We start from the raw sequence: 22726 nt of genomic DNA, 5'->3' as shown, positions 1-22726 counted from the left end.
AAAATGCTATACTATACAAGATGTCTATCGATAGAAATGTAGGTGAACAGTATGTCTTTTGACGGTATGGTTACAAGAGCCGTAGCGCATGAAACAAATGAAGTATTAAAAGGTGGTAGAGTAACAAAAATCTATCAGCCCTATTCGACCGATCTCATCCTCGTGGTGCGTTCAGGAGGGAAGAATCATCAGCTGTTATTATCAGCTAACCCATCTTATTCACGGGTTCATATTACAAAAGAATCTTATGCGAACCCAAAAGAACCACCGATGTTCTGCATGCTTTTAAGAAAACATCTAGAGGGAAGTATTATTGAGCAGATCCACCAGGTCGATAACGAAAGAATCCTTCATATTACCTTCAAGGCAAGAAATGATCTCGGTGATATGACTACTAGAACGATCGTTGCAGAAATTATGGGACGACATAGTAATGTGATGCTACTAAATGAAGATGGAATGATTTTGGATAGTATTAAACATCTGTCTCCTTCGGTTAACAGACATAGAACGGTAATGCCTGGGCAGGATTATGTAGCTCCACCAGAACAGCACAAAGCCTCACCGTTTAACTTAACTGAAGACGATTTTCTAAAAAGAATCGACTTTAACGCTGGAAAGTTAGGAAACCAACTTGTTCAATCCTTCTCAGGAATCTCGCCTCTCATCGCGAACGAAGTGATTCATCGAGCGGGATTAGCAACAAGATCTACTCTGCCAAAGGCATTTTGTACTTTATTTGAAGAACTAGAGAATCACAAGTACACGCCCCAGATGGTACTTTCTTCTAAAGAGCATTTTTCAGTTGTCTCTTTGACACACCTTAATGGTGAAAGCAAATCGTTCCACTCAGTAAGCGAACTTCTCGATCGCTTTTATTATGGGAAGGCAGACCGCGATCGCGTAAAGCAACAAACGAATGATCTTGAGCGCTTGCTTTCAAATGAGCGGAAAAAGAACGAGAAGAAAGTGAAGAAATTATCAAAGACGATTCAAGAAGCAAAATCTGCAGATAAATACCAGCTGCTTGGGGAGCTTTTGACCGCAAACATGCATATGGTGAAGCGTGGAGATGCCGAAGTTGAAGTCCAGAATTATTATGATGAAGAAGGCGGCACGGTGACGATCGAACTGAATCCTCAAAAATCACCTTCTGAAAATGCCCAGCAGTACTTTAAAAAGTACAATAAAGCCAAAAACTCTATCGAAGTACTTGAGGATCAAATCGTGAAGGCTCATGAGGAAATCGCATATCTTGAGCAACTTCTTCAGCAGCTTTCTTCAGCCTCTCCGAGAGATATCGAAGAAATTCGTGAAGAGCTTGAAGAAGAAGGCTATATAAAGAAGCGTTCTAGGAAACAAAAAAAGAAAAAGAGTTCCAAGCCTGAGTTAGATTCCTATGAATCAACGGATGGCACCGAAATACTCGTAGGAAAAAACAATAAACAAAATGAGTATTTAACAAATAAACTTGCAGCACGGAGCGAGACATGGCTTCATACGAAGGATATCCCCGGCTCTCACGTTGTGATCCGAAGCCGCGACTATTCTGAACAAACGCTGTTAGAAGCAGCGAACCTTGCAGCTTATTTTAGTAAAGCACGCGAGTCTGGCTCTGTACCTGTCGACTATACGGAAGTCCGACATGTAAAGAAACCAAATGGAGCGAAACCTGGCTTTGTCACATACGATCAACAAAACACACTCTATGTGACACCTGACGAAGATCTCGTATACAAAATGAAAAAATAGAAGCGTCACGCCGATTGGCGTGACGCTTTTCTATACGTTACAAACTTTGTTCGTTAACCGTTTCTAATGCCTTAACATCAATCTTCTTCATCTTCAGCATTTCCTTCATCACTTTCTCGGCTATAGGAGGATCTGATTGCAAAAGTTCCGTTAAACGCTCAGGTACGACTTGCCACGAAACCCCAAATTTGTCCTTCAACCAGCCGCATTGCTGTGCGGATTCATCTCCACCTTGAGACAACTTATCCCAGTAATAGTCCACTTCTTCTTGGGTAGCACATGTGACGATGAACGAAATTGCCTCGTTAAATGTAAAGTGCGGACCCCCATTAAGAGCAACAAACGTTTGTCCATCTAACGAAAATTCGATCGTCATCACACTTCCTTCTTCTTTCCTATGAATCTCCTCGCCCGCTTTCAGATAACGCGTAACTTTATGAATCTCTGACCGTTCGAATATACTCGTATAAAAGTTCACTGCTTCCTCTGCTTCGCAATCGAACCACAAGTTAGGAATGATCTTTTGAATAGTCGCCATACTACAATCCCCCTTAAGAATATGGATAAATAGGCTACGACACGTCAAGAAACCCTTCTCTGCAAATTCTCCAAGACCTGCTATTGATTCATATTAAAAGCCCAGAAAGAATACTGTACTGTATTCTTTCTGGGCTGCTCTACTTTTATAACTGTGCAACCGTAATGATTGCTAATCCATCCAATACCTCAATATGATCGACTTTCTTTGCCCCGAGTGTCTTTAACTTTTCGCTCAATTGCTCTGATGTATAGCGATGCCTTTTTGTAGAAACGTTCGACCATTTAAGGAGCGACGTTTGTTCGAATCCACTCATTCCATGTTTTTTTGCATAGGAAAAAGCAGAAACCTGGTCCATACGAAGGGAAGGATTCAACATTACGACTTTTCCTCCGGATTTTGTAACCCGAATCATTTCTTTCATTCCTTCTTCAGGCTCTGGTAACAGAAACATTACACACGTTGATAATGAGATGTCGAACAGATCATTTTCGAAAGAAAGGTCACAAGCATCTTCAACTGAAAAGTGTGTTTTGTCCAACCGATTTAAGAAGAAAAAGTTTTGTTTACTTGCCTTCAGCATCTCTGTCGATAGATCTACTCCTGTTAATAACGATGCCTCTTCTACACCTCGTAACAGCAGTCTTCCTGTACCACACCCTACATCGAGTACCGATTTTTCCTCCCATGAACCTGATGCAGCTTTCAACTCGTCATGGACTCCACCAAGCCACTTTGTTCGTGCCATATCATCGAAGAATGAAACGAGTGAATCGAATTCTTCTCCTTGCATTTTTCTCATAAGGACCCTCCAACTAATTAACGGAGAGATTTTTCAACTGCTCGATCCACTCTTCTGAAGAAGGATCGTCGCGCCAGTTCAGCAGTGATTGAACCTCTCTTTCCTTAATCATACCTGTTTCTGTTGCACATGTTAATAATTCGTCGAAATCCGTTAACGTGTGCCATTCGATTTGGTGTTGTGAAAAATGCGCTGCACCCTTTTTCATACCGTATGTGAAAATTGCAGCGACACCTAGCACGTCAGCCCCTGCATGCTTCAATTGAAGTGCCGCATCGATCGCGCTTCCTCCTGTTGAAATGAGGTCTTCAATCACCACTACTTTCTCACCTTTACTTACTTTACCTTCAATCACATTTCCTTTTCCATGACCCTTCGCGCTGCCTCTCACATAGACCATGGGTAGATTTAGCTTCTCGCTCACCCATGCAGCGTGTGGTATTCCAGCAGTCGCTGTTCCTGCAATCACATCCACATCTCGATAGCGTTCATTGATCAAGCTAACTAGACCCTCAGCTATCTCCTTTCTTACAGATGGATAAGACAACGTAAGCCTGTTATCACAATAGATTGGTGAACGCATTCCGGAAGACCACGTAAATGGATCGTTTGGCTTTAAGGTTACAGCTTCAATATCGAGTAATGCTTTAGCGATAGACTTCATGAAGACTCCCCCATTCCTTTTTTAACCGTTCATACGTTGCTAGAGGCTGTTTTGAGCCGGTGATACTTCGACCAACAACGATATAATCACTTCCTAGCGTTTTGGCTTTTGAAGGCGTGCACACACGATTTTGGTCGCCTGCAAGATCACCTTCTAATCGAATGCCTGGCGTTACGGTCAAAAACCTCTTACCGCAAGCTTCTTTGATGACAGGTACTTCCATCGCTGAACTAACTACCCCATCGAGTCCGCTTTCTTTCGATAGCTTAGCAAGCGAGACGACACTATCTTTCATGTTCATGGAGATGTTTAGCTGTTTTTTAATCATCTCTTCAGATGAACTCGTTAACTGCGTAACACCGATACATAACGGGCGTTTTCTCCCAGAAGGGGTACCCATTTCCAACCCTTCAACAGCCGCTTGCATCATCTTCCGGCCACCGCTTGCATGCACGTTGATAAGATCAACGTCGAGCGAAGCTAGTACCTTCATCGATTTACAAACTGTATTCGGAATATCATGTAATTTTAAATCTAGGAAAATTTTGTGACCCTGATTTTTCAAACGTTCGATCAATTTCGGTCCATAGTTGAAATAGGCTTCCATCCCAACCTTTACGAATAATTGCTCTTGCTTGAATTCTTCTAAAAACGTATCTAGCTCTTCTTTATTCGAGTAGTCTAGCGCGAGGATGATTGAAGTGTCCATTCGTTTTTCCAGCTCCTTCCGATTAATTCATCGATGCGGTAAACGCCTAGGTCATCTAGTAATGGTGGAAGATCTTCTATGATCGTCGGGCAACAGAAAGGATCAACAAAATTTGCTGTACCCACTGCAACTGCACTTGTCCCAGCTAAGAAATACTCGACAACGTCTTCAGCCGATTGTATGCCTCCCATTCCAATGATCGGAATCGACACTTCTTGACTGACTTGATGGATCATTCGAATAGCAACGGGCTTGATTGCGGGACCTGATAGTCCACCAGCTCCATTCGCAAGAATCGGCTTACCTGTCTTTAAATCGATTCTCATTCCTAGCAGCGTATTAATCATCGTAAGTCCATCAGCACCTGCCTTTTCAACAGCTTTTGCGATCGATACAATATCCGTAACATTTGGAGAAAGCTTGACGTACACAGGGACTCGAGACACGTTCTTAACTTCTTTTGTCACAGCGTATGCTGTCTCAGCGACAGTCCCGAATGCTAATCCACCTTCTTTCACATTCGGACACGAAATATTGAGTTCGAGTGCGTGGACGTTCTCTGCTTTAGATATTTTTTCTGATACAGTGATATAGTCTTCAATCGTTGACCCTGCAACGTTCGCGATCACAGGAACATCGTATTGTGAAAGCCATGGAAGTTCAGATTGTAAAACATCTTCTAATCCTGGATTTTGAAGTCCGATCGCATTCAGCATCCCAGAAGATGTCTCAGCGACTCGTGGTGTTGGGTTACCGAATCTGGGTTCTTGTGTCGTTGCCTTCACCATAATGGCGCCGAGCTTCTCAAGATTATAGAACTTACTGTATTCTCGGCCAAATCCAAAACATCCTGACGCTGGCATCACCGGGTTCTTTAACGAAAGCCCCGGTAACTCGATCGTCAATCGACTCATAAGACAACCTCCCCTGCTTCAAACACTGGCCCATCGCTGCAAACCTTCCGATAAGAAAGATTCGATCCATGAACATGACACACGCATGCTAAACAAGCACCAATTCCACAGCCCATCCTCTGTTCGAGGGATAGATACACCTTGCCTTTAAATCGATACGCTTCAAGAGCTTGAAGCATTGGGGATGGTCCACACGCAAAAAGATAATCGAATGAAAGATCAAGCTGACTCGTAACAAATCCACTTTCACCGTAGCTCCCATCTGCAGTCGTAATCGTGAGAGGTCCGAGCTCCTTAAATTCTTTCTCATAAAAAACACTTTCTTTGGATTGAAAGCCATTTATATGGTGAACTGACACGCCTCTTTCTCTTAATTTTTCTGAGAGGTAGTAAAGTGGCGGGACCCCTATTCCACCACCTACAAGTACCGCCGTTTGACCACTTTTAACTTCGTCCACTGGAAATCCATTTCCGAGAGGCCCCAGGATATCGATCATCGCTCCTGGCACCTCGTTCTTTAATAAGTTTGTTCCCTTTCCTTCAGCACGGTAGATCATCGTAAGAAGATGTTTCTCTGGATCAACGTGGCAGATGCTTATTGGACGTCTCAATAGCGGATCTGAACCAGCTCCAGCTTTCACATGAACGAATTGACCTGGTTTGAACTTTGCATCTATGCTTTCATGATAGAGGACTGCTTCATAGATGGACGCAGCGATCTTCCGCTGGTTCACAAGCTCCGTTTTCAACTGCCTCATGAATGAATCACTTCTTTTTGATGAAATTTAGGCATGCTGATGCTAGAGAACGTCATCGTTTCAAGGACACGAAGTAAGGCTCTTGCAGTATCTAACGATGTGAAACATACTACTCCGTTTTCAACAGATTCACGACGGATCCGGAAGCCGTCTCGTGCAGGTTGCTTCCCGCGCGTTAATGTATTGATGACGAACTGCGCTTGCCCTTCACGGATCACGTGTAACAAGTTTGGTTTTTCTGCTCCGATCTTATTGACTGTCGTAACAGGAATCCCAAGCTCACGAATAACGTCTGCTGTACCTTCAGTTGCAAGAATATGGTAGCCGATCGCATGGAATCGTTTAACAAGATCTACTCCCTCTTCTTTGTCTTTATCAGCGATCGTGAACAGGACGGATCCATGCGTCGGTATGTTCATCCCTGATGCAACAAGTCCTTTGTACAGTGCTTTTTCAAGAGTCGCGTCTCTACCCATTACTTCACCGGTCGATTTCATCTCTGGACCTAGCGTGATATCGACACGTCGAAGCTTCGCGAACGAGAATACTGGCACTTTTACAAACACTTCGTCTCGTTCCTCTCCGTAGCCAGTTTCATACCCTAACTGTGCTAGCGTTTGACCGAGGATCACCTTTGTTGCTAAGTTCGCCATCGGTACACCTGTAATCTTACTTAAAAATGGCACCGTACGACTCGATCTTGGATTCACTTCGAGAACATACACGTTGTTTTGTTGGATAACGAACTGAATGTTAAGCAAACCTACGATGTTTAATCCTCTCGCCAATTTGATCGTCTGATCGATAAGGGTTTGCTTGATTTCATCCGAAAGACTTTGTGGTGGATATACCGCGATCGAATCACCAGAATGGATGCCAGCTCGTTCAATGTGTTCCATAATTCCAGGGATATAAACGGTGTCACCATCAGAGATCGCGTCAACTTCAATTTCTTTCCCCATCAAGTAGCGATCGATCAGCACGGGATGCTGCGGATTCACTTTTACCGCGTTCTCCATATAGTGCAGAAGTTCGCTTTCTTTATAGACGATCTCCATTGCTCTTCCACCGAGTACGTAAGATGGACGAACCAGCACTGGATATCCAATTGTAGAAGCGACGGTCACTGCTTCATCGACTGAAGTGGCTGTTTTCCCTTCAGGTTGAGGGATGTCAAGCGTCTTCATGGTGACTTCGAACTTATCCCTGTCCTCTGCTTTATCCATATCTTCTAATCTTGTTCCTAAGATCTTAACCCCCCTCGCAGAAAGCTCATCTGCAAGGTTTATTGCGGTTTGACCTCCAAACTGAACGATAACACCCGTTGGTTTTTCAAGTTCAATTACGTGCATCACGTCTTCGACAGTTAACGGTTCGAAGTACAGTTTATCTGAGATACTGAAGTCAGTCGATACGGTTTCAGGGTTGTTGTTGATGATAATCGCTTCGTATCCCGCTTCACGGATCGCCCATACGCTGTGAACGGTCGCGTAATCGAATTCGATCCCTTGACCGATTCGGATTGGACCAGACCCTAGTACGAGTACGCTTTCTTTCGATGTTTTAGCAGATTCATTTTCTTCTTCATAAGTAGAATAGTAGTATGGCGTTTCAGATTCAAACTCACCTGCGCACGTGTCAACCATCTTATAGACTGGTACGATTCCTTCGCTCATACGTAACTTATAGATCGCTCTTTCTTCTTCATTCCATAATTGTGCGATGAAACGATCTGTAAATCCTTTTTCCTTTGCTTCTCGTAACAGCTCAATGCTCCCTTTATTTTCTGTAAGTGTTTGTTCGAGCGTTATCATCCCTTCTAACTTCGTGAGGAAATAGTAGTCGATCGCACTCCATTCGTGAATTTCTTGTATCGTTTTCCCTCTTCTTAGGGCTTCAGCTATTACAAAGATTCGTTCATCATCAGCATGTCTGATTCGTTCTTCCATTTCATCGTCACTGATCTCACTCATTGAAGGGATCAATAGATGATCGACGTTCGATTCAAGTGATCGCACGGCTTTCAACAGCGATTCTTCGATCGTTCTTCCGATCGCCATCACTTCGCCTGTTGCTTTCATCTGTGTTCCAAGCCGGCGATTTGCACTTTCAAACTTATCGAATGGCCACCTTGGAATTTTTGTAACGACATAATCGAGCGCTGGTTCGAAGCTTGAATACGTTTTTCCTGTTACAGGATTCTTCATCTCTGAAAGAGACAAGCCGACAGCGATTTTTGCAGCGAGCTTTGCGATTGGATAACCTGTCGCTTTTGAAGCTAATGCGGACGATCTACTAACCCGAGGGTTTACTTCGATGATGTAATATTGAAAGCTATATGGATCAAGAGCTAGTTGGATATTACATCCTCCTTCGATCTGAAGCGCACGGATTACTTTTAAGGCTACGTTTCTTAGCATCTGATAGTCGCGATCAGAAAGCGTTTGACTTGGAGCGACAACGATTGAATCTCCCGTATGAATGCCTACCGGATCGATGTTTTCCATATTACAAACGACGATCGCTTGATCCTGACCATCTCTCATCACTTCATACTCAACTTCCTTAAAGCCAGCGATGCTTTTTTCAACTAAACACTGCGTTACAGGACTATATTTCAGTCCGCTTGATACGATTTCTTCGAGTTCTTCATCGTTATGAACGATTCCTCCTCCAGTGCCTCCAAGCGTATACGCCGGTCGAACGATGACAGGATACCCGATTCGTTTCACAAATGTATAGGCTTCATCAAGGTTATGAACGATGTCACTTTCAGGAACAGGCTCGTTTAACTTCCTCATCAACTCCCTAAAGAGATCACGATCTTCAGCCTGTTGGATCGCATTCAGGCTCGTTCCTAAAAGTTCTACATTATATTCGGATAAGACGCCTGCTTCTGATAACTCCATTGCTAGGTTTAACCCTGTTTGTCCCCCAAGCGTTGCAAGAAGCGCGTCAGGACGCTCTTTTCTAATAATTTTACTAACGAATTCTAATGTGAGTGGCTCGATGTACACTTCATCTGCTATCGTCGCATCTGTCATGATCGTAGCTGGATTTGAATTTACTAGAATCACTTCGTAACCTTCTTCTTTCAATGCCTGACAAGCTTGTGTACCAGCATAATCAAACTCTGCTGCCTGACCGATGACGATCGGTCCAGAACCGATCACTAGAATCTTTTGAATATCCGTACGTTTAGGCATATGTTTTTTCCCCCTTATTTGCTGTGATCATCGAAATGAAGTCATCGAACAATTCGTTTGAATCTTCAGGTCCAGGTGATGCTTCTGGATGATACTGCACACTAAAAGCAGCATGCTGTTTATGCTTCACGCCTTCGATCGTGTCGTCATTGATGGCTTTATGAGTAACGACGAGTTCTGTATGAGCAAGCGTAGCAGCGGAAACCGTGTAGCCGTGATTTTGAGACGTGATCGCCACTTTTCCTGTGTTGATCTCCATAACAGGGTGGTTTGAACCTCTATGGCCGAATTTCATTTTTTCAGTATCTGCTCCACAAGCTAGCGCAAATAGCTGGTGACCAAGACATATTCCGAACAGTGGAATTTTACCAAGCACACCGTTGATCATCTCGATCGCTTCAGGCACATCCTTTGGATCTCCAGGTCCGTTACTGAGCATGATTCCATCTGGGTTCAACCTTAGGATTTCTTCTGCTGACGTATGGTAAGGAACTACGACAACATCACATTTTCTCTTCGTTAGTTCACGAAGGATGCCATGCTTCATTCCAAAATCAACTAGAACGATTCGGTATCCTCGGCCAGGACTAGCATATGGTGCTTTGATGGAGACTTGTTCAACCTGATTCCGCTTAAGTGGTGTGCTACTTAAGTCTTCAACGATTTTATTCGTATCCATGTCCATCGAACAAAGCTTCCCTTTCATCGTTCCGTTCGCACGAATGAGCTTTGTTAACTTCCTTGTGTCGATGCCTTCGAGGCCAGGGATGCCTTTGATCCTTAAAAGCTCATCGATCGTCATCTCATTTCGCCAATAGTTTGGCGCTTTCGTTGCTTCTTTTACGATCAAGCCGTGTACGGATGGATTGATCGATTCAAAATCATCTCGGTTAATCCCGTAGTTTCCAATTAGGGGGTACGTTAAGGTAACGATTTGCGCACAGTAGGATGGATCAGATAATATTTCCTGATAACCAGTCATGCCAGTGTTAAACACAACTTCTCCACTTTTTTCGATTTCACTTCCAAACGCTTTGCCAACAAAGATCGAACCATCTTCAAGTATCAACTGTCTTTTCATTCGTGATCGCTCCCTTTCTCAAAAACCTTTTTTCCATTTACAAGTGTCATCGCTGGCCATCCTTTGCATCTCCAGCCTTTGAACGGCGTATTTCTTCCTTTCGAAACAAACGTATCAGGGTCGATCTGCTCTTCTTTATTCAGATCGATCAGAGTAATATCTGCAGCCACCCCTTCTTTAAGAGTGCCATGCGGCAGACCAAAAGCTTCAGCAGGCTTAACGGTTAACCAATCAACAAGCTGTTTTAACGTAAACGTTCCTTTTTTAACGAAGTTCGTATATAAAAGCGGAAATGCGGTTTCGAGTCCAACGATCCCAAACGGTGCTTTTTCCATCGATGTTGCTTTTTCATCTTCAGCATGAGGCGCATGGTCCGTTGCAATGAAATCGATCGTGCCATCTAAAAGTCCTTCGATAAGTGCTTTCTGATCTTCCTTTGAACGAAGTGGCGGATTCATTTTGTAATTCGTATCGAGTCCTGGAATATCATCTTCACAAAGTAGTAAGTGATGTGGTGTTACTTCTGCAGTAACATGGATGCCTGCTCGCTTCGCATCACGCACGATGCGGACTGACTCTTTCGTACTGATATGACATACGTGATAGTGCGCTCCTGCTGCTTCCGCTAAGAGAACATCTCGAGCTATATGTACAGATTCACAAACGGAAGGAATACCGTTTAGATCATGTTGTTCTGAAAACGTTCCTTCATGAACGCATCCTTTATTTATTAATGTGTTTTCTTCACAGTGTGCTACGATTGATAGACCAGCTGATGCAGCGCGCTTCATCGCTTCTAACATCACGTTTGCATTTTGTACGCCTACTCCATCATCAGTTAGAGCGAAAGCCCCTGATGCTCGTAAGCCTTCAAAGTTTGTTAATTCCTCACCAAGCTGCCTCACTGTGATCGAACCATACGGCAGAACACGGACGCTTCCCTTTCCGATTCGCTTCATCAGGTCGGTCATCGTTGATGATTGGTCAGGCACAGGCCTTGTATTCGGCATCGCAGCAATCGTTGTGAATCCGCCTTTTGCAGCTGCTTTCGTTCCAGTTTCAATCGTCTCTTTATGCTCACCACCAGGTTCTCTTAGATGAACGTGCAGATCCACAAGGCCAGGTACAAGCAGCATTTCTTTCGCATCGAATTCATCATGGTCAGCTTCAATCGACTCTGATATCCTCTCAATCTTTCCTTCTTCTGAAATAAGAACGTCGCGTTTTTCAAGATTACCAGTTTCATTTACTAGCAAGGCATTTTTTATGATCATTACACATACATTCCTTTCTTATTGGAGTGAAGGACTCGGTTAAGGACCGCCATACGGACATAAACGCCGTTCTCCATTTGCTTAAAGATACGTGAACGGTCACATTCTACTAATGATGTATCGATTTCAACCCCTCGGTTTACTGGAGCAGGATGCATGATAATGCTGTTTCGCTTCATGTTCTTTTCACGTTCTACTGTAAGACCATGATCAGCGAGATAAGAGGAGTTTTCGTTCTGTTTATGATGGCGCTCATTTTGAATTCGAAGCAGCATCACTACGTCAGCTTCTCTTACTGCTTCATCCATCGTGATGTATGGATATGCTCCGATCGAATCATCGCGCCAAGCCTCTGGTCCTGAGAATGAGACGAGGGCACCAAGTCTCGTTAAGACATATGCATTGGACCTTGCCACACGACTATGCTTGATATCACCAGCGATAACAACTCGTAATCCCCTGAACGAACCGAACTCTTGCTTGATCGTCAATAGGTCTAGTAGTGATTGTGTAGGATGATGTCCACATCCATCTCCAGCATTAATGATCGATAGTGATGTTTTTTCTAATAAAGACTCGAAATATCTTTCTTTTGGGTGACGGATTACAGCTGCTTTTGCGCCTATTGCTTCTAACGTTTTAATCGTGTCATACAGGCTCTCACCTTTTTGCACACTCGATCCCGCAGCTTCAAAGTTTAACGTGTGGCATCCTAGTCGCTTTTGTGCGACTTCAAAACTAAAACGTGTTCTCGTCGATGGTTCAAAGAACAAATTCGCAACAAAAACAGTTGGAAACTCTATGGTTTCTTTACCTAACCGGAAGCGTTCTGCCATATGAAGAAGGTCTTCGATGTCACCCGGCTCGATCGATTGCATATCGAGTAAATGCTTCATCCTATCACTCCTCTATTTTTCTACATAAGGAACTTCACAAAAAAACACCCTGAACAGATTCAGGGTGTAGGAAAGTTGACGCGATAGATCTCGCGTCTTTTTCTCACCCTTTTAGGTCTCTCTGTACCTTTTTAAAGGATGTTACTATGCAGCTGTATGATCATTTTGCTCTTCAAACATATTCTCAATCGATTCCTGTGTAGTTCCACCAGGAAGAATAAGATTTAAAGCGATACCGATGATCGTCGCGAGCGCCATTCCTGCGATTTGTAAATCTTCGGTTACCTGGATAAACGCTCCTCCGACCCCAATGACCAAGATGACGGATGAGATAATCAAGTTTCGTTTCTCACCTAGATCGATGTTGTTATCGATCAACATTCTAAGACCAGATGAAGCGATGATCCCGAAGAGTAAGATCGAAACGCCACCCATTACCGCCGTCGGAATTGTAGAGATAAGAGCTGAGACCTTGCCGATAAAGCCAAAGATCAGTGCTAGAACTGCAGCTCCTCCGATAACAAACACGCTGAATACTCGAGTGATCGCAAGAACGCCTATATTTTCACCATATGTTGTATTTGGTGGACCGCCAAGCAATGAAGCGATGATCGTCGCCACTCCATCACCAAGAATCGATCGATGGAGACCTGGTGTTTTCAAGAAATTACGTCCCGCTACTTTACTTAATACCATCTGGTCGCCGATGTGCTCAGCGATTGTTACCGTTGCGATTGGAACCATGACGAAGAGAATTTCCCAAGAAAAGACTTGTGCTGGGTTATAATCCGCGAAAGGTATAATGAAGTCTGGTACCTCAAAAAACGATGCTTCTCTTACTGGACTGAAATCAACAAGACCTACAAAGTAAGCGAACGTATATCCTGAAACGATACCGATCAAGATTGGAATAAGGCTTAAAAATCCTCTTAGGAAGATCGATGCTAAAATCGTAACACCAAGCGTGACAAGAGCCACTGTGAAGTGAATGCCGCTATAAGCTTCCGTTTCAGGATTGTTCATCGCCATGCTGATGGCAGTACCTGCAAGGCCAAGACCGATTACCATGATGACAGGACCAACGACGATCGGAGGTAGCAGTCTCAAAAGCCAGTTTAAACCTGCCGCCCGAATCGCAAGGGCTACGATTCCGTAAACGATACCAGCGAAAAACGTCCCGATCATCGCCCCTTCAGGTCCCCCTAGTGATACAGCCGAAATGATAGGCGCGATGAATGCGAACGATGATCCTAGATATGCTGGGATCTTCCCTCTCGTAATCAGTAGATATGAGAGGGTTCCAAGACCACTAGATGCGAGTGCTACTGCTGGATCAAGTCCTACTAAGAACGGTACGAGTATCGTAGCACCGAACATTGCGAATAAGTGCTGAAGACTTAATGTTAACCACGTTGTTGTTTTTGGTACTTCTCGGATTCCTAATTCATGTTTCATCGTTATTTCCTCCTCGGATGTGCGTCCCGGCTAGAAGGAGGTATAAAAAAACTCCTTGCTTAGCCGCAAGGAGGTACACGCGTGTCCTGATCGAACAGCGTCTCCTCCCTTGGCTGTCTCTCTGGACTACCTTAAAGGGAGCACGTTATTGGTTTTTACTTAGCGTGTTTAATGCTTACTCTATCGAAATCATCTACTTCTGTTAGTGCAACCTCAATAATTTCTTCCTTCGAAGTTGGAACATTCTTGCCTACATAATCTGGTCGGATCGGAAGCTCTCTATGGCCGCGATCGACTAGAACAGCTAGCTGAATCTGAGAAGGTCTACCTAGATCCATCAAGGCGTCCATCGCTGCTCGAACAGTTCGCCCTGTGAAAAGAACATCATCGACTAGGATGACTTTTTGATCAGTAACAGCACTCTCAATACTTGTGCCTTTAATCTTCGGATCTTGATTTTCATGTTTCAATGAAAGGTCGTCACGGTACATCGTAATATCAATTTCTCCTACCGGTATACTCGAGCCTTCGATTTGTTCAATGCGCTCAGCTAAACGTTCTGCTAAGTAGATTCCTCTTGTTTTGATTCCAACGAGCATGGCATGTTGGATTCCTTTATTTCGTTCAATGATTTCATGAGCAATTCTTGTTAACGCTCTACGAATCGCTTGATCATCGAGTAAAACCCTCTTATCTTCCATTCGTCTCTTCCTTTCAGCTTAACTGCTTTGGTCCAACGTCATTAAAAAACCCTTTTGCCATGGAGGCAAAAGGGTTTTGGGCATACGAAACACACGTTACGTACATAGCCGTTTTTCCTTTGTAGCCTCACGGGACCATCGTTAAAGGATTGCTATATTGTCTACATGTAGTATGGCAGAGCCGTGAAAACCTGTCAACCGCTTTTTATCTTCTTAAACGGGTTAACAGTTTTTCCATATCTTCAGGTACTTCACGAGAAAACTCGAGCCACTCATCTGTGACAGGGTGTTTGAACCCTAATACACCAGCATGTAACGCTTGTCCATCAATTGGTAATGATTTTTTTCTTGGTCCATACTTAGGATCCCCCGCAACAGGATGATCGATGTATTTCATATGAACGCGAATCTGATGAGTACGGCCTGTTTCAAGCTGGCATTCTACGTACGTATAGTGATCATAACGCTCTAACACTTTAAAATGCGTAACTGCATCTCGGCTATGCTCATCTGTCACGGTCATCTTCTGGCGATCCTGCTTGTCTCGACCGATCGGAGCATCGATGGTACCAACATCGTGCTGAATGTTGCCGTGTACAATTGCTTTATAACGACGATTCACCGTTTTCGCTTGAAGCTGCTTAACGAGTGATTCATGTGCACGATCATTTTTAGCGACCATGAGCAGTCCAGAAGTGTCCTTATCGATTCGATGAACGATTCCTGGTCTAATCACGCCGTTGATTCCACTTAAATCACGAACTTGGTGCATCAAGCCGTTTACAAGCGTTCCGCTTGGATGACCCGGTGCAGGATGAACAACCATTCCTCTAGGTTTGTAGACGACTAAAACATCTTGATCTTCATATACGATATCTAAGTTAAGATCTTCAGGTACAACTTCGAGCGTTTCTGGTTCGGGTACGCTAACAACGATTTCATCGTTCTCCGAAACTTTGTAGTTTCCTTTCACAACTTCACCGTTTACCTGAACTTGTTCTTCTTTAATCCAGGTTTGAACCTGGCTACGAGACCATTCTTGATCGAATGTCGGTATTACTTTATCGATCCTCTGGCCTTTATTTTCAGTACTTACTGTAAAAACGAACTTTTCCATTACTTATCTCCTTCAGCTTGCTTACTTTCAAATATCGTTCCGATAAAGATGAGGATGACCCCTACAACGAGTGAAGCATCCGCAACATTGAAAATCGGAAAGTCATACGAGAAGATATACGTGTTAACAAAATCTACGACTTCTCCTCTAAAGACACGATCGATAAAATTCCCCACTGCACCGCCTAATATTAAAGCAAGGGTAACACTGACGAACTTGCTGTGTTTATATTGATTCATATAGTATAAAACAGCGACAATCACAATAACCGTAATAATGTAAAAGAAAATCATCTGACCTTGAAGGATGCCAAACGCAGCTCCTCTATTTCGATGTGAAGTCAGATAGAGAAAGTCGTTGATGAGTTTGATCGACTCTCCATATTCCATATTTTTAACAACAAGCCATTTGGTCCATTGATCTAGTATAACTATGCCAATGGCTATTAAATATTTCCACACGTGCGCTCCCCCGATCGAATGATACTTCCTATGAAAGTTTAGCACAGGATTCATTCCTGTACAATGTGAACGTTAACCGTAAGGGCTTTGCATGGTGCAAAGTGCTCAGGGTATCGGGAACGCAATAACAGTAGCTGAATTTCCGCTCCAGGATGCTTTCTGTGGGGCAGGGGATGAGTCTCCTCGTTCCACCCGTACCCCACGTCCCTTAGGAGTCGAGCATCCTTCCGCTGGAGTGATAAATGCGCTGACGCCCTTTCTGAGGATCTGAGCGGGAACCATAAGTTCTTTGCTCATGAATGAATCCCAAAAAAGTACCGTGGGAACTCAAATTAATGTTCATAAATAAATCAAGCGCTTTGCATACAGCAAAGCGCTTTTTACTATTAATAATGATTTTTTACAGTTTCAGCACAATCTACGCAAAGAGTAGGATACGTTTCATCTTGTCCTACAGTCTCTGTTACTCTCCAGCAACGTTCACACGTTTCGCCTTCTGCAGGGGAAACCATGATCGCTAGCTCTTCGTAATTCTTTGCTTCTGATGGAGCTTCAGACTTACTTCCTGCAACGGATGCTGCAGAAACGATCAAGAGCTTATCGAGGTTATCGATGCCACCAAGAAGTTCTTTTGCTTCACCATCCGCATAGATATGAAGCTGAGCTGTTAAGGACTTCCCGATTTTCTTTTCGTTACGTGCTTCTTCTAGTGCCTTTAGAACTTCATCACGTAGGTCCATCACATGATCCCACTTGCTTTCAAGTTCAGAAGTTCCTTCGAAGTTCTTCACTTCAGGCATGTCAGAAAGCTGAACGTACTCTTCCTTTTCACCTGGTACAAACTGCCATACTTCTTCAGCAGTATGTGGGATGATTGGTGATAGTAGCTTCGTCAATGCAACAGCCGTTTGATAAAGAACTGTTTGAATCGCTCGGCGCTTCGGATGGTCTTCATGCTCGATATATAGCGTATCTTTCGCGATATCAAGATAGAATGAGCTCATCTCTGTTGTAAAGAAGTTATGAATCGTATTGTAAACCGTTAAGAACTGATACTCATCATATGCTTTCTTTACTTTCGTCACAACGTTATTCAACTTCACGAGCATGTATTGATCGAGCTCACTAAGGTTTTCATAAGAAACGCTGTTCTTAGCTGGGTCAAAGCCTTCTAAGTTTCCGAGCATAAACCTAAACGTGTTACGGATCTTTCTATACACTTCTGCTACTTGCTTGAGAATCTCATTCGAGACACGAACATCAGCCTGGTAGTCAGCAGAAGATACCCATAAACGTAAGATGTCTGCACCGAGCTGCTTCATCACGTCGTTTGGAACCATTACGTTTCCAAGTGATTTACTCATCTTTTTACCTTCTCCGTCAAGAACAAACCCGTGACTCAGCACTGCTTTATAAGGTGCTTTACCCGTTACTGCGACAGAAGTAGAAAGAGAAGAGTTGAACCAGCCTCTGTACTGGTCTGATCCTTCTAGATATAAATCTGCAGGTCGCGCAAGGTCGCTGCGCTCTTCAAGCACTGCTTGATGAGAAGAACCAGAATCAAACCAAACGTCCATAATGTCCATTTCTTTACGGAACGTACCATTCGGGCTGTGTTCAGACGTAAACCCTTCTGGTAATAGCTCTTTCGCATCCCATTCAAACCAGATGTTCGAACCGTGCTGACGGAATAGCTCTGAGACATGCTCGATCGTTTCGTCTGTTAAGATCGGCTCATCGTTCTCACCATAAAAGACAGGGATTGGAACACCCCATGCACGCTGACGAGAAATACACCAATCTTCACGATCTTTCACCATGTTGTGGAGACGAAGCTCTCCCCAAGATGGGAACCATTCTACATCCGCTACGGCTTGCAGAAGCTCTGGGCGGAATTGCTTGATCGAAGCGAACCACTGCTCAGTTGCACGGAAGATGATCGGTTTCTTTGTACGCCAGTCGTGTGGATAGGAGTGTGTGAAGAATGAAAGCTTTACTAGAGCTCCAGCTTCTTCAAGCTTTTCAGTGATCGGCTTGTTTGCTTTATCATAGAACAACCCTTCAAAACCTGGCGCTTCATTCGTGAAGACACCCTTCTCATCTACTGGGCACAAGATGTCGAGCTTGTATTTTCTTCCGATCGCATAATCATCTTCACCGTGTCCAGGTGCTGTATGAACGCAACCAGTACCAGCATCAAGCGTGACATGATCACCAAGAATGACAAGGGACTCACGATCATATAGAGGATGCTGTGCTGTAACGTATTCAAGCTCGCTTCCTTTTACGCGATTTAGTTCATTCACTGTATTCCATTCAAACTCTTCTTTAAGTTGGTCAACTAATTCTGTAGCGACGATGTACTTACTTCCATCAGCTTCAACAACACTATACTCAAATGAAGCATTAAGTGCGATCCCAAGATTTGAAGGAATTGTCCAAGGGGTCGTCGTCCAGATGATGAACTTCTCATCTCCGTTTAGTACGCCTTTTCCATCCTTAACTTGGAAAGCAACATAGATGGATGGAGAGCGTTTGTCCTGGTATTCGATTTCAGCTTCAGCTAGCGCTGATTCTGAAGTAGGAGACCAGTAAACAGTTTTCTTATCTTTGTAGATATATCCACGCTTCGCCATTTCGCCAAACACTTTGATCTGCTGCGCTTCGTACCCTTTGTTCAGGGTGATATAAGGGTTATCCCAATCTCCACGAACGCCAAGGCGTTTGAACTGCTCACGCTGACGATCAACTTGCTTTAGCGCATATTCTTCACACTTCTTACGGAATTCAGCTACTGTTAACTTCTTTCGATCTACACCTTTTTTCGTAAGTGCTTGCTCGATTGGAAGACCGTGAGTATCCCAACCCGGAACATACGGTGCATGAAATCCGTTCATGGATTTGTAACGAACGATCATGTCTTTTAGTACTTTGTTTTCTGCGTGACCGATATGGATGTCTCCATTTGCATATGGAGGGCCATCATGCAAGACGAAAAGAGGACGATCCTTCGTTCTTTCCTGTACTTTCTCATAAAGGTTGTTTTCTTCCCATTCTTTTTGCATATCAGGTTCTTTGTTTGGCAGATTGCCGCGCATCGGGAACTTTGTTTTTGGCATCAATAGTGTTTCTTTAAAGCTCATGTCCTTCCTCCTTCAATATCGTACGCTGCATTTCCTTAATAACATAAAAAAACCTTCTCATCCCTATAGGGACGAGAAGGTTTTCCCGTGGTACCACCCAACTTAAGCACACAATGTGCTCACTTTGCATTCGTAACGTGAATGATACGCCGGGGCTTACTTTATGTTCAGCTCGGGACTCAGGGGTGATCTTCACCGGTTGCTTAACGCCAGGCTCACACCAACCCTAGCTCGCTTTGTTAAGTGTAACCAGCTACTCTTCCCATCGCAGTCGTTCTTAATCATTATTTTTTAAGAAACAGCTTAGACCATTTCTTATGTCTATGTGCTTTTGATTGAAGATGTTAATCCAGTTGTAGGACCAACTTCCATTAAAGTATATCAAAAGTATAGTGTATTCAATTTTAATAAGTCAAGAAAATGCGAAATAAATGTTAAAAGTTTACCTTATGCGTTTTCTTGAATATGCTCTTCTTCCTCATCAAAACGAGCAGCCAGCCCGTCCCAGTCCTCATTCGTCAGCATTTCGAGCTGCGCTTCGACAAGCATACGGAAACGTGTGCGGTAAACGGATGCTTGCTTTTTCAATTCTTCATTTTCGAGTGAGATCTTTCTCGCTTTAGCTAATGAATCGTTGATGATGCGGTCAGCGTTCTTTTCTGCTTCTTTTAGGATCAAACGGGATTCTTTCGTTGCGCTCTGCTTTACTTCCTCAGCCGTTTCTTGAGCGACAAGAATCGATTTGTTTAATGTTTCCTCAAGGTTTGAGAAGTGTCCTAGTCTTTCTTCTAGAAGTTTCACTCTCTCATTAAGCTCTTTCTTTTCTCTGATAACAGTTTCGTAATCTTTAATGACTTGATCTAGAAACTCATTTACCTCATCTTCATCATAACCGCGGAATCCGCGAGTAAATTCTTTGTTATGAATATCTAATGGTGTTAAAGGCAATTCAGCCACCTCCGGTTTGCTCTCTTTTATGTCCCAACTCGTAATTCGACAATCTCTTTGGACAATCCTTCTAAATCTGTCAAATTATTTTCTTTTGCTATACGTGATTCGCCATTTTTCTTTCTTTGTTTTACCATCGATTGAATTCACCTTACTTCTCCCCGAACCTCTTAAGGACAAATAATCTCCCGCTTTCACTTCTGTTGCGGGTTGATCGACGACTTTCCAATTAAGTTTAGCACGCTCATGTTCGATCATAGGAGATACCTTTGACCTAGATAGATTGTATATCTCTGCTAATACAGCATCGAGGCGAAGACTACTAACGGTACCCGATTGTTCCTCCCATCTTATAGGAGGAACGTTGATTTGTGATGGTGAAATCACCTCTGGTGTGATCGACGCTTTACCAGCTTGAGTTAAATTCATCTTAATATAATCCGCTACTTCTTTAGCTACGATAAGCTGTGCAAGACCATCTTGTACAAAAATGTCTCCAAACTTTTCCCGCTTTAATCCAAGTCCCATCAAAGCACCGAGCAGATCTGGGTGCGATAATGTAACGAATTTTGAGGGATATGTAATGTTTAATGCAGCTATGTCATAATCTTCAGCCTTTGCAGTTATATAAGGTGGAAGAAGCAGTGCACGCTGTCGTTCTGCTCCATCCACGCCTCCTGAAAAAGATACGCTCACATCGGGATGATTTCCAATTACTTGTGTAACGATATCCTGCTCTCGTGGATCTAAGAAATCAGTGAGTTTCGGCGAGTATCTGTCTTCAACTTCCCCTTGCCACTCTAACACACGATCAACAAACGTTCTTTCTTCAGGACGATAATGTTCGTATATCGACATGGAATTATAGGATCATTCCAAAGAGAGCAACGATTCCATACTGCGCAAACTGTAGTGCAAAAATAGCTACGATAGGAGAAATATCTAACATTCCACCGATAGGCGGGATAATTTTACGGAACGGCGCAAGATAAGGTTCTGCAATTCTTGCAATCATTTGTCCTATTGAGGATTCTCTAGCATTTGGAATCCAAGACATGAAGATATAAATGATTAATATCCATGAGTAAATCCGTAAAGCTTGTGCTAATAAATAAGCTATTTCCAAATTCTTCACCTTCCTTAGAAGCTAGTCTTCAAATATTTCATCGGTAATATTGCCGGAGATTTCAACATTATCCGGAGTACACATGAACGTGTCGGGACCGAGTTTCTGAATATCACCGCCAAGAGCATAAACCGTACCACTCAAGAAATCAACGATTCTCTTCGCTTGGTCATGAGGAATCTGTTGCAAATTCATTACGACAGATTTTCGGTTTTTTATATGATCAGCAATATCCTGAGCTTCAGCATACACTCTAGGTTCAACAAGTACAACTCTAGAGTTCTTGTGGATACTCTGAAGACTCACAACATTTTGATTGGATTGATTCGTCTGTTTCTGTTTATTCTGGTTCCGACTCACCCTAGAATTCTCCATCTCATCATCCTCAGCATACGTCGTATGAACATCATCCTCGAACTCGATTTGTTCATCATCGAGTTCAAAGAACTGCTTAAACTTAGTTTTAATTCCCATTCCCTGCACCTCCGGGAGAGTTAGTTTTGATATTAACCAACAAGTGACGATCCGATACGAACAAACGTTGCACCTTCTTCAACAGCAATCTCATAATCATTTGACATCCCCATCGAAAGCTCTCTGCATGGCGCGTAATCAAACGAACGCTCCTGGATGCTCGTTCTAAGTTCTCTAAGCTTTTTAAAGACAGATCTGATTTCGTCAGGATCCTTTATATGAGGTGCCATCGTCATCAAGCCTACTACTTCGATATTTGGATAGTTTTCTAGAGACTCTACAAACGGCATGACTTGTTCAACCGCCAACCCGTGTTTCGATTCTTCTCCAGAAACATTGACTTGTACAAAGCATTTCACTTTCTTTGTTGCTCTCTTATTGATCTCTTTTGCAAGAGAGCGTCGATCGAGGGAATGAATGTAATCTACGTGATCGATGACATCTTTGACCTTACGTGATTGCAACGTGCCGATGAAATGCCATATTGGCTGCTGTTCGAATGCTGCGACTTTTTCGACCAAGCCCTCTTGACGATTTTCCCCAAGATGAGTGATACCAGCTTCCACTGCTTCTTTAGCACGCTCTACACTAACGTATTTCGTAACTGCGATCACATTCACATCTTCTGCATTTCGATTCGATCGATGTGAAGCGGTTTCGATGTTAGAAATGATTTCTTCTAATTTCGTCTTTACTTCCACTTTCCT

21 protein-coding genes and 1 other annotated feature are annotated in these 22726 nt (G+C 43.3%); of the genes, 1 reads left to right on the top strand and 20 read right to left on the bottom strand.

The genetic code is table 11. From position 1 onward, the window contains the following. Positions 1–51 precede the first annotated feature (51 nt). Positions 52–1752, top strand: coding sequence for an Rqc2 family fibronectin-binding protein (locus ACXAHI_RS01470; RefSeq protein WP_474845404.1), 1701 nt, complete (start codon positions 52–54; stop codon positions 1750–1752). A 37-nt stretch (positions 1753–1789) separates the two neighbouring features. Here ACXAHI_RS01470 and ACXAHI_RS01465 read toward each other — a convergent pair whose 3' ends face one another. From ACXAHI_RS01465 to ACXAHI_RS01370, 20 genes are all read right to left on the bottom strand, one after another. Beyond that, the gene (locus ACXAHI_RS01465) at positions 1790–2290 is read right to left on the bottom strand and encodes a VOC family protein (protein ID WP_474845402.1); all 501 of its coding nucleotides are present in this window, start codon (positions 2288–2290) and stop codon (positions 1790–1792) included. Between the two features lie 145 nt (positions 2291–2435). Further along, complete coding sequence (locus ACXAHI_RS01460; RefSeq protein WP_474845400.1) at positions 2436–3092, bottom strand: class I SAM-dependent methyltransferase; 657 nt, start codon at positions 3090–3092, stop codon at positions 2436–2438. A gap of 13 nt (positions 3093–3105) precedes the next feature. Beyond that, a complete protein-coding gene (pyrE, locus tag ACXAHI_RS01455) occupies positions 3106–3756 on the bottom strand; it encodes an orotate phosphoribosyltransferase (protein WP_474845398.1) in 651 nt (216 codons plus the stop codon). After that, entirely contained in the window at positions 3740–4465 is a 726-nt protein-coding gene (pyrF, locus tag ACXAHI_RS01450) for an orotidine-5'-phosphate decarboxylase (protein ID WP_474845396.1), read from the bottom strand. The genes pyrE and pyrF overlap by 17 nt, the downstream gene beginning before the upstream one ends. Next, positions 4438–5379: a dihydroorotate dehydrogenase gene (locus tag ACXAHI_RS01445; protein ID WP_474845394.1), complete on the bottom strand. Its 942-nt coding sequence runs from the start codon at positions 5377–5379 to the stop codon at positions 4438–4440. Before ACXAHI_RS01445 ends, pyrF begins: the two co-directional genes overlap by 28 nt. After that, on the bottom strand, positions 5376–6137 hold the full coding sequence (locus tag ACXAHI_RS01440; protein WP_474845392.1) for a dihydroorotate dehydrogenase electron transfer subunit: 762 nt from the start codon (positions 6135–6137) through the stop codon (positions 5376–5378). Before ACXAHI_RS01440 ends, ACXAHI_RS01445 begins: the two co-directional genes overlap by 4 nt. Then, a complete protein-coding gene (carB, locus tag ACXAHI_RS01435; RefSeq protein ID WP_474845390.1) occupies positions 6134–9343 on the bottom strand; it encodes a carbamoyl-phosphate synthase large subunit in 3210 nt (1069 codons plus the stop codon). The genes ACXAHI_RS01440 and carB overlap by 4 nt, the downstream gene beginning before the upstream one ends. Next, a complete protein-coding gene (locus ACXAHI_RS01430) occupies positions 9336–10424 on the bottom strand; it encodes a carbamoyl phosphate synthase small subunit (RefSeq protein ID WP_474845388.1) in 1089 nt (362 codons plus the stop codon). Before ACXAHI_RS01430 ends, carB begins: the two co-directional genes overlap by 8 nt. After that, a complete protein-coding gene (locus ACXAHI_RS01425; RefSeq protein WP_474845386.1) occupies positions 10421–11698 on the bottom strand; it encodes a dihydroorotase in 1278 nt (425 codons plus the stop codon). The genes ACXAHI_RS01430 and ACXAHI_RS01425 overlap by 4 nt, the downstream gene beginning before the upstream one ends. Then, complete coding sequence (locus ACXAHI_RS01420; protein WP_474845384.1) at positions 11698–12594, bottom strand: aspartate carbamoyltransferase catalytic subunit; 897 nt, start codon at positions 12592–12594, stop codon at positions 11698–11700. Before ACXAHI_RS01420 ends, ACXAHI_RS01425 begins: the two co-directional genes overlap by 1 nt. A 144-nt stretch (positions 12595–12738) precedes the next feature. Continuing rightward, a complete protein-coding gene (locus ACXAHI_RS01415) occupies positions 12739–14049 on the bottom strand; it encodes a solute carrier family 23 protein (protein WP_474845382.1) in 1311 nt (436 codons plus the stop codon). A gap of 155 nt (positions 14050–14204) precedes the next feature. Continuing rightward, positions 14205–14750 carry a bifunctional pyr operon transcriptional regulator/uracil phosphoribosyltransferase PyrR gene (gene pyrR, locus ACXAHI_RS01410; protein ID WP_270181805.1) on the bottom strand — a complete coding sequence of 182 codons (546 nt, stop codon included), beginning with the start codon at positions 14748–14750 and terminating at the stop codon, positions 14205–14207. A 205-nt stretch (positions 14751–14955) separates the two neighbouring features. Next, on the bottom strand, positions 14956–15867 hold the full coding sequence (locus ACXAHI_RS01405; RefSeq protein WP_474845381.1) for an RluA family pseudouridine synthase: 912 nt from the start codon (positions 15865–15867) through the stop codon (positions 14956–14958). Beyond that, entirely contained in the window at positions 15867–16328 is a 462-nt protein-coding gene (gene lspA, locus ACXAHI_RS01400) for a signal peptidase II (RefSeq protein WP_270182060.1), read from the bottom strand. Before lspA ends, ACXAHI_RS01405 begins: the two co-directional genes overlap by 1 nt. 386 nt (positions 16329–16714) lie before the next feature. Continuing rightward, positions 16715–19471 carry an isoleucine--tRNA ligase gene (gene ileS, locus ACXAHI_RS01395; RefSeq protein WP_474845380.1) on the bottom strand — a complete coding sequence of 919 codons (2757 nt, stop codon included), beginning with the start codon at positions 19469–19471 and terminating at the stop codon, positions 16715–16717. A 64-nt stretch (positions 19472–19535) separates the two neighbouring features. After that, positions 19536–19749 (bottom strand) — a binding site (T-box leader). 169 nt (positions 19750–19918) lie between these two features. Then, a complete protein-coding gene (locus ACXAHI_RS01390; RefSeq protein WP_474845379.1) occupies positions 19919–20419 on the bottom strand; it encodes a DivIVA domain-containing protein in 501 nt (166 codons plus the stop codon). An 84-nt stretch (positions 20420–20503) separates the two neighbouring features. After that, a complete protein-coding gene (locus ACXAHI_RS01385) occupies positions 20504–21277 on the bottom strand; it encodes a YlmH family RNA-binding protein (protein WP_474845378.1) in 774 nt (257 codons plus the stop codon). Positions 21278–21281: 4 nt separating this feature from the next. After that, on the bottom strand, positions 21282–21545 hold the full coding sequence (locus tag ACXAHI_RS01380; RefSeq protein WP_270182059.1) for a YggT family protein: 264 nt from the start codon (positions 21543–21545) through the stop codon (positions 21282–21284). 21 nt (positions 21546–21566) lie between these two features. Beyond that, positions 21567–22019, bottom strand: coding sequence for a cell division protein SepF (locus ACXAHI_RS01375; RefSeq protein ID WP_474845376.1), 453 nt, complete (start codon positions 22017–22019; stop codon positions 21567–21569). A 32-nt stretch (positions 22020–22051) separates the two neighbouring features. Next, entirely contained in the window at positions 22052–22720 is a 669-nt protein-coding gene (locus ACXAHI_RS01370; RefSeq protein ID WP_474845374.1) for a YggS family pyridoxal phosphate-dependent enzyme, read from the bottom strand. Positions 22721–22726 lie beyond the last annotated feature (6 nt).

Source organism: Anaerobacillus sp. ABD4_527 (assembly GCF_056160805.1).
Note: the sequence above shows the minus strand (reverse complement) of the source record. Positions and strands in the feature narration are given on the sequence as shown.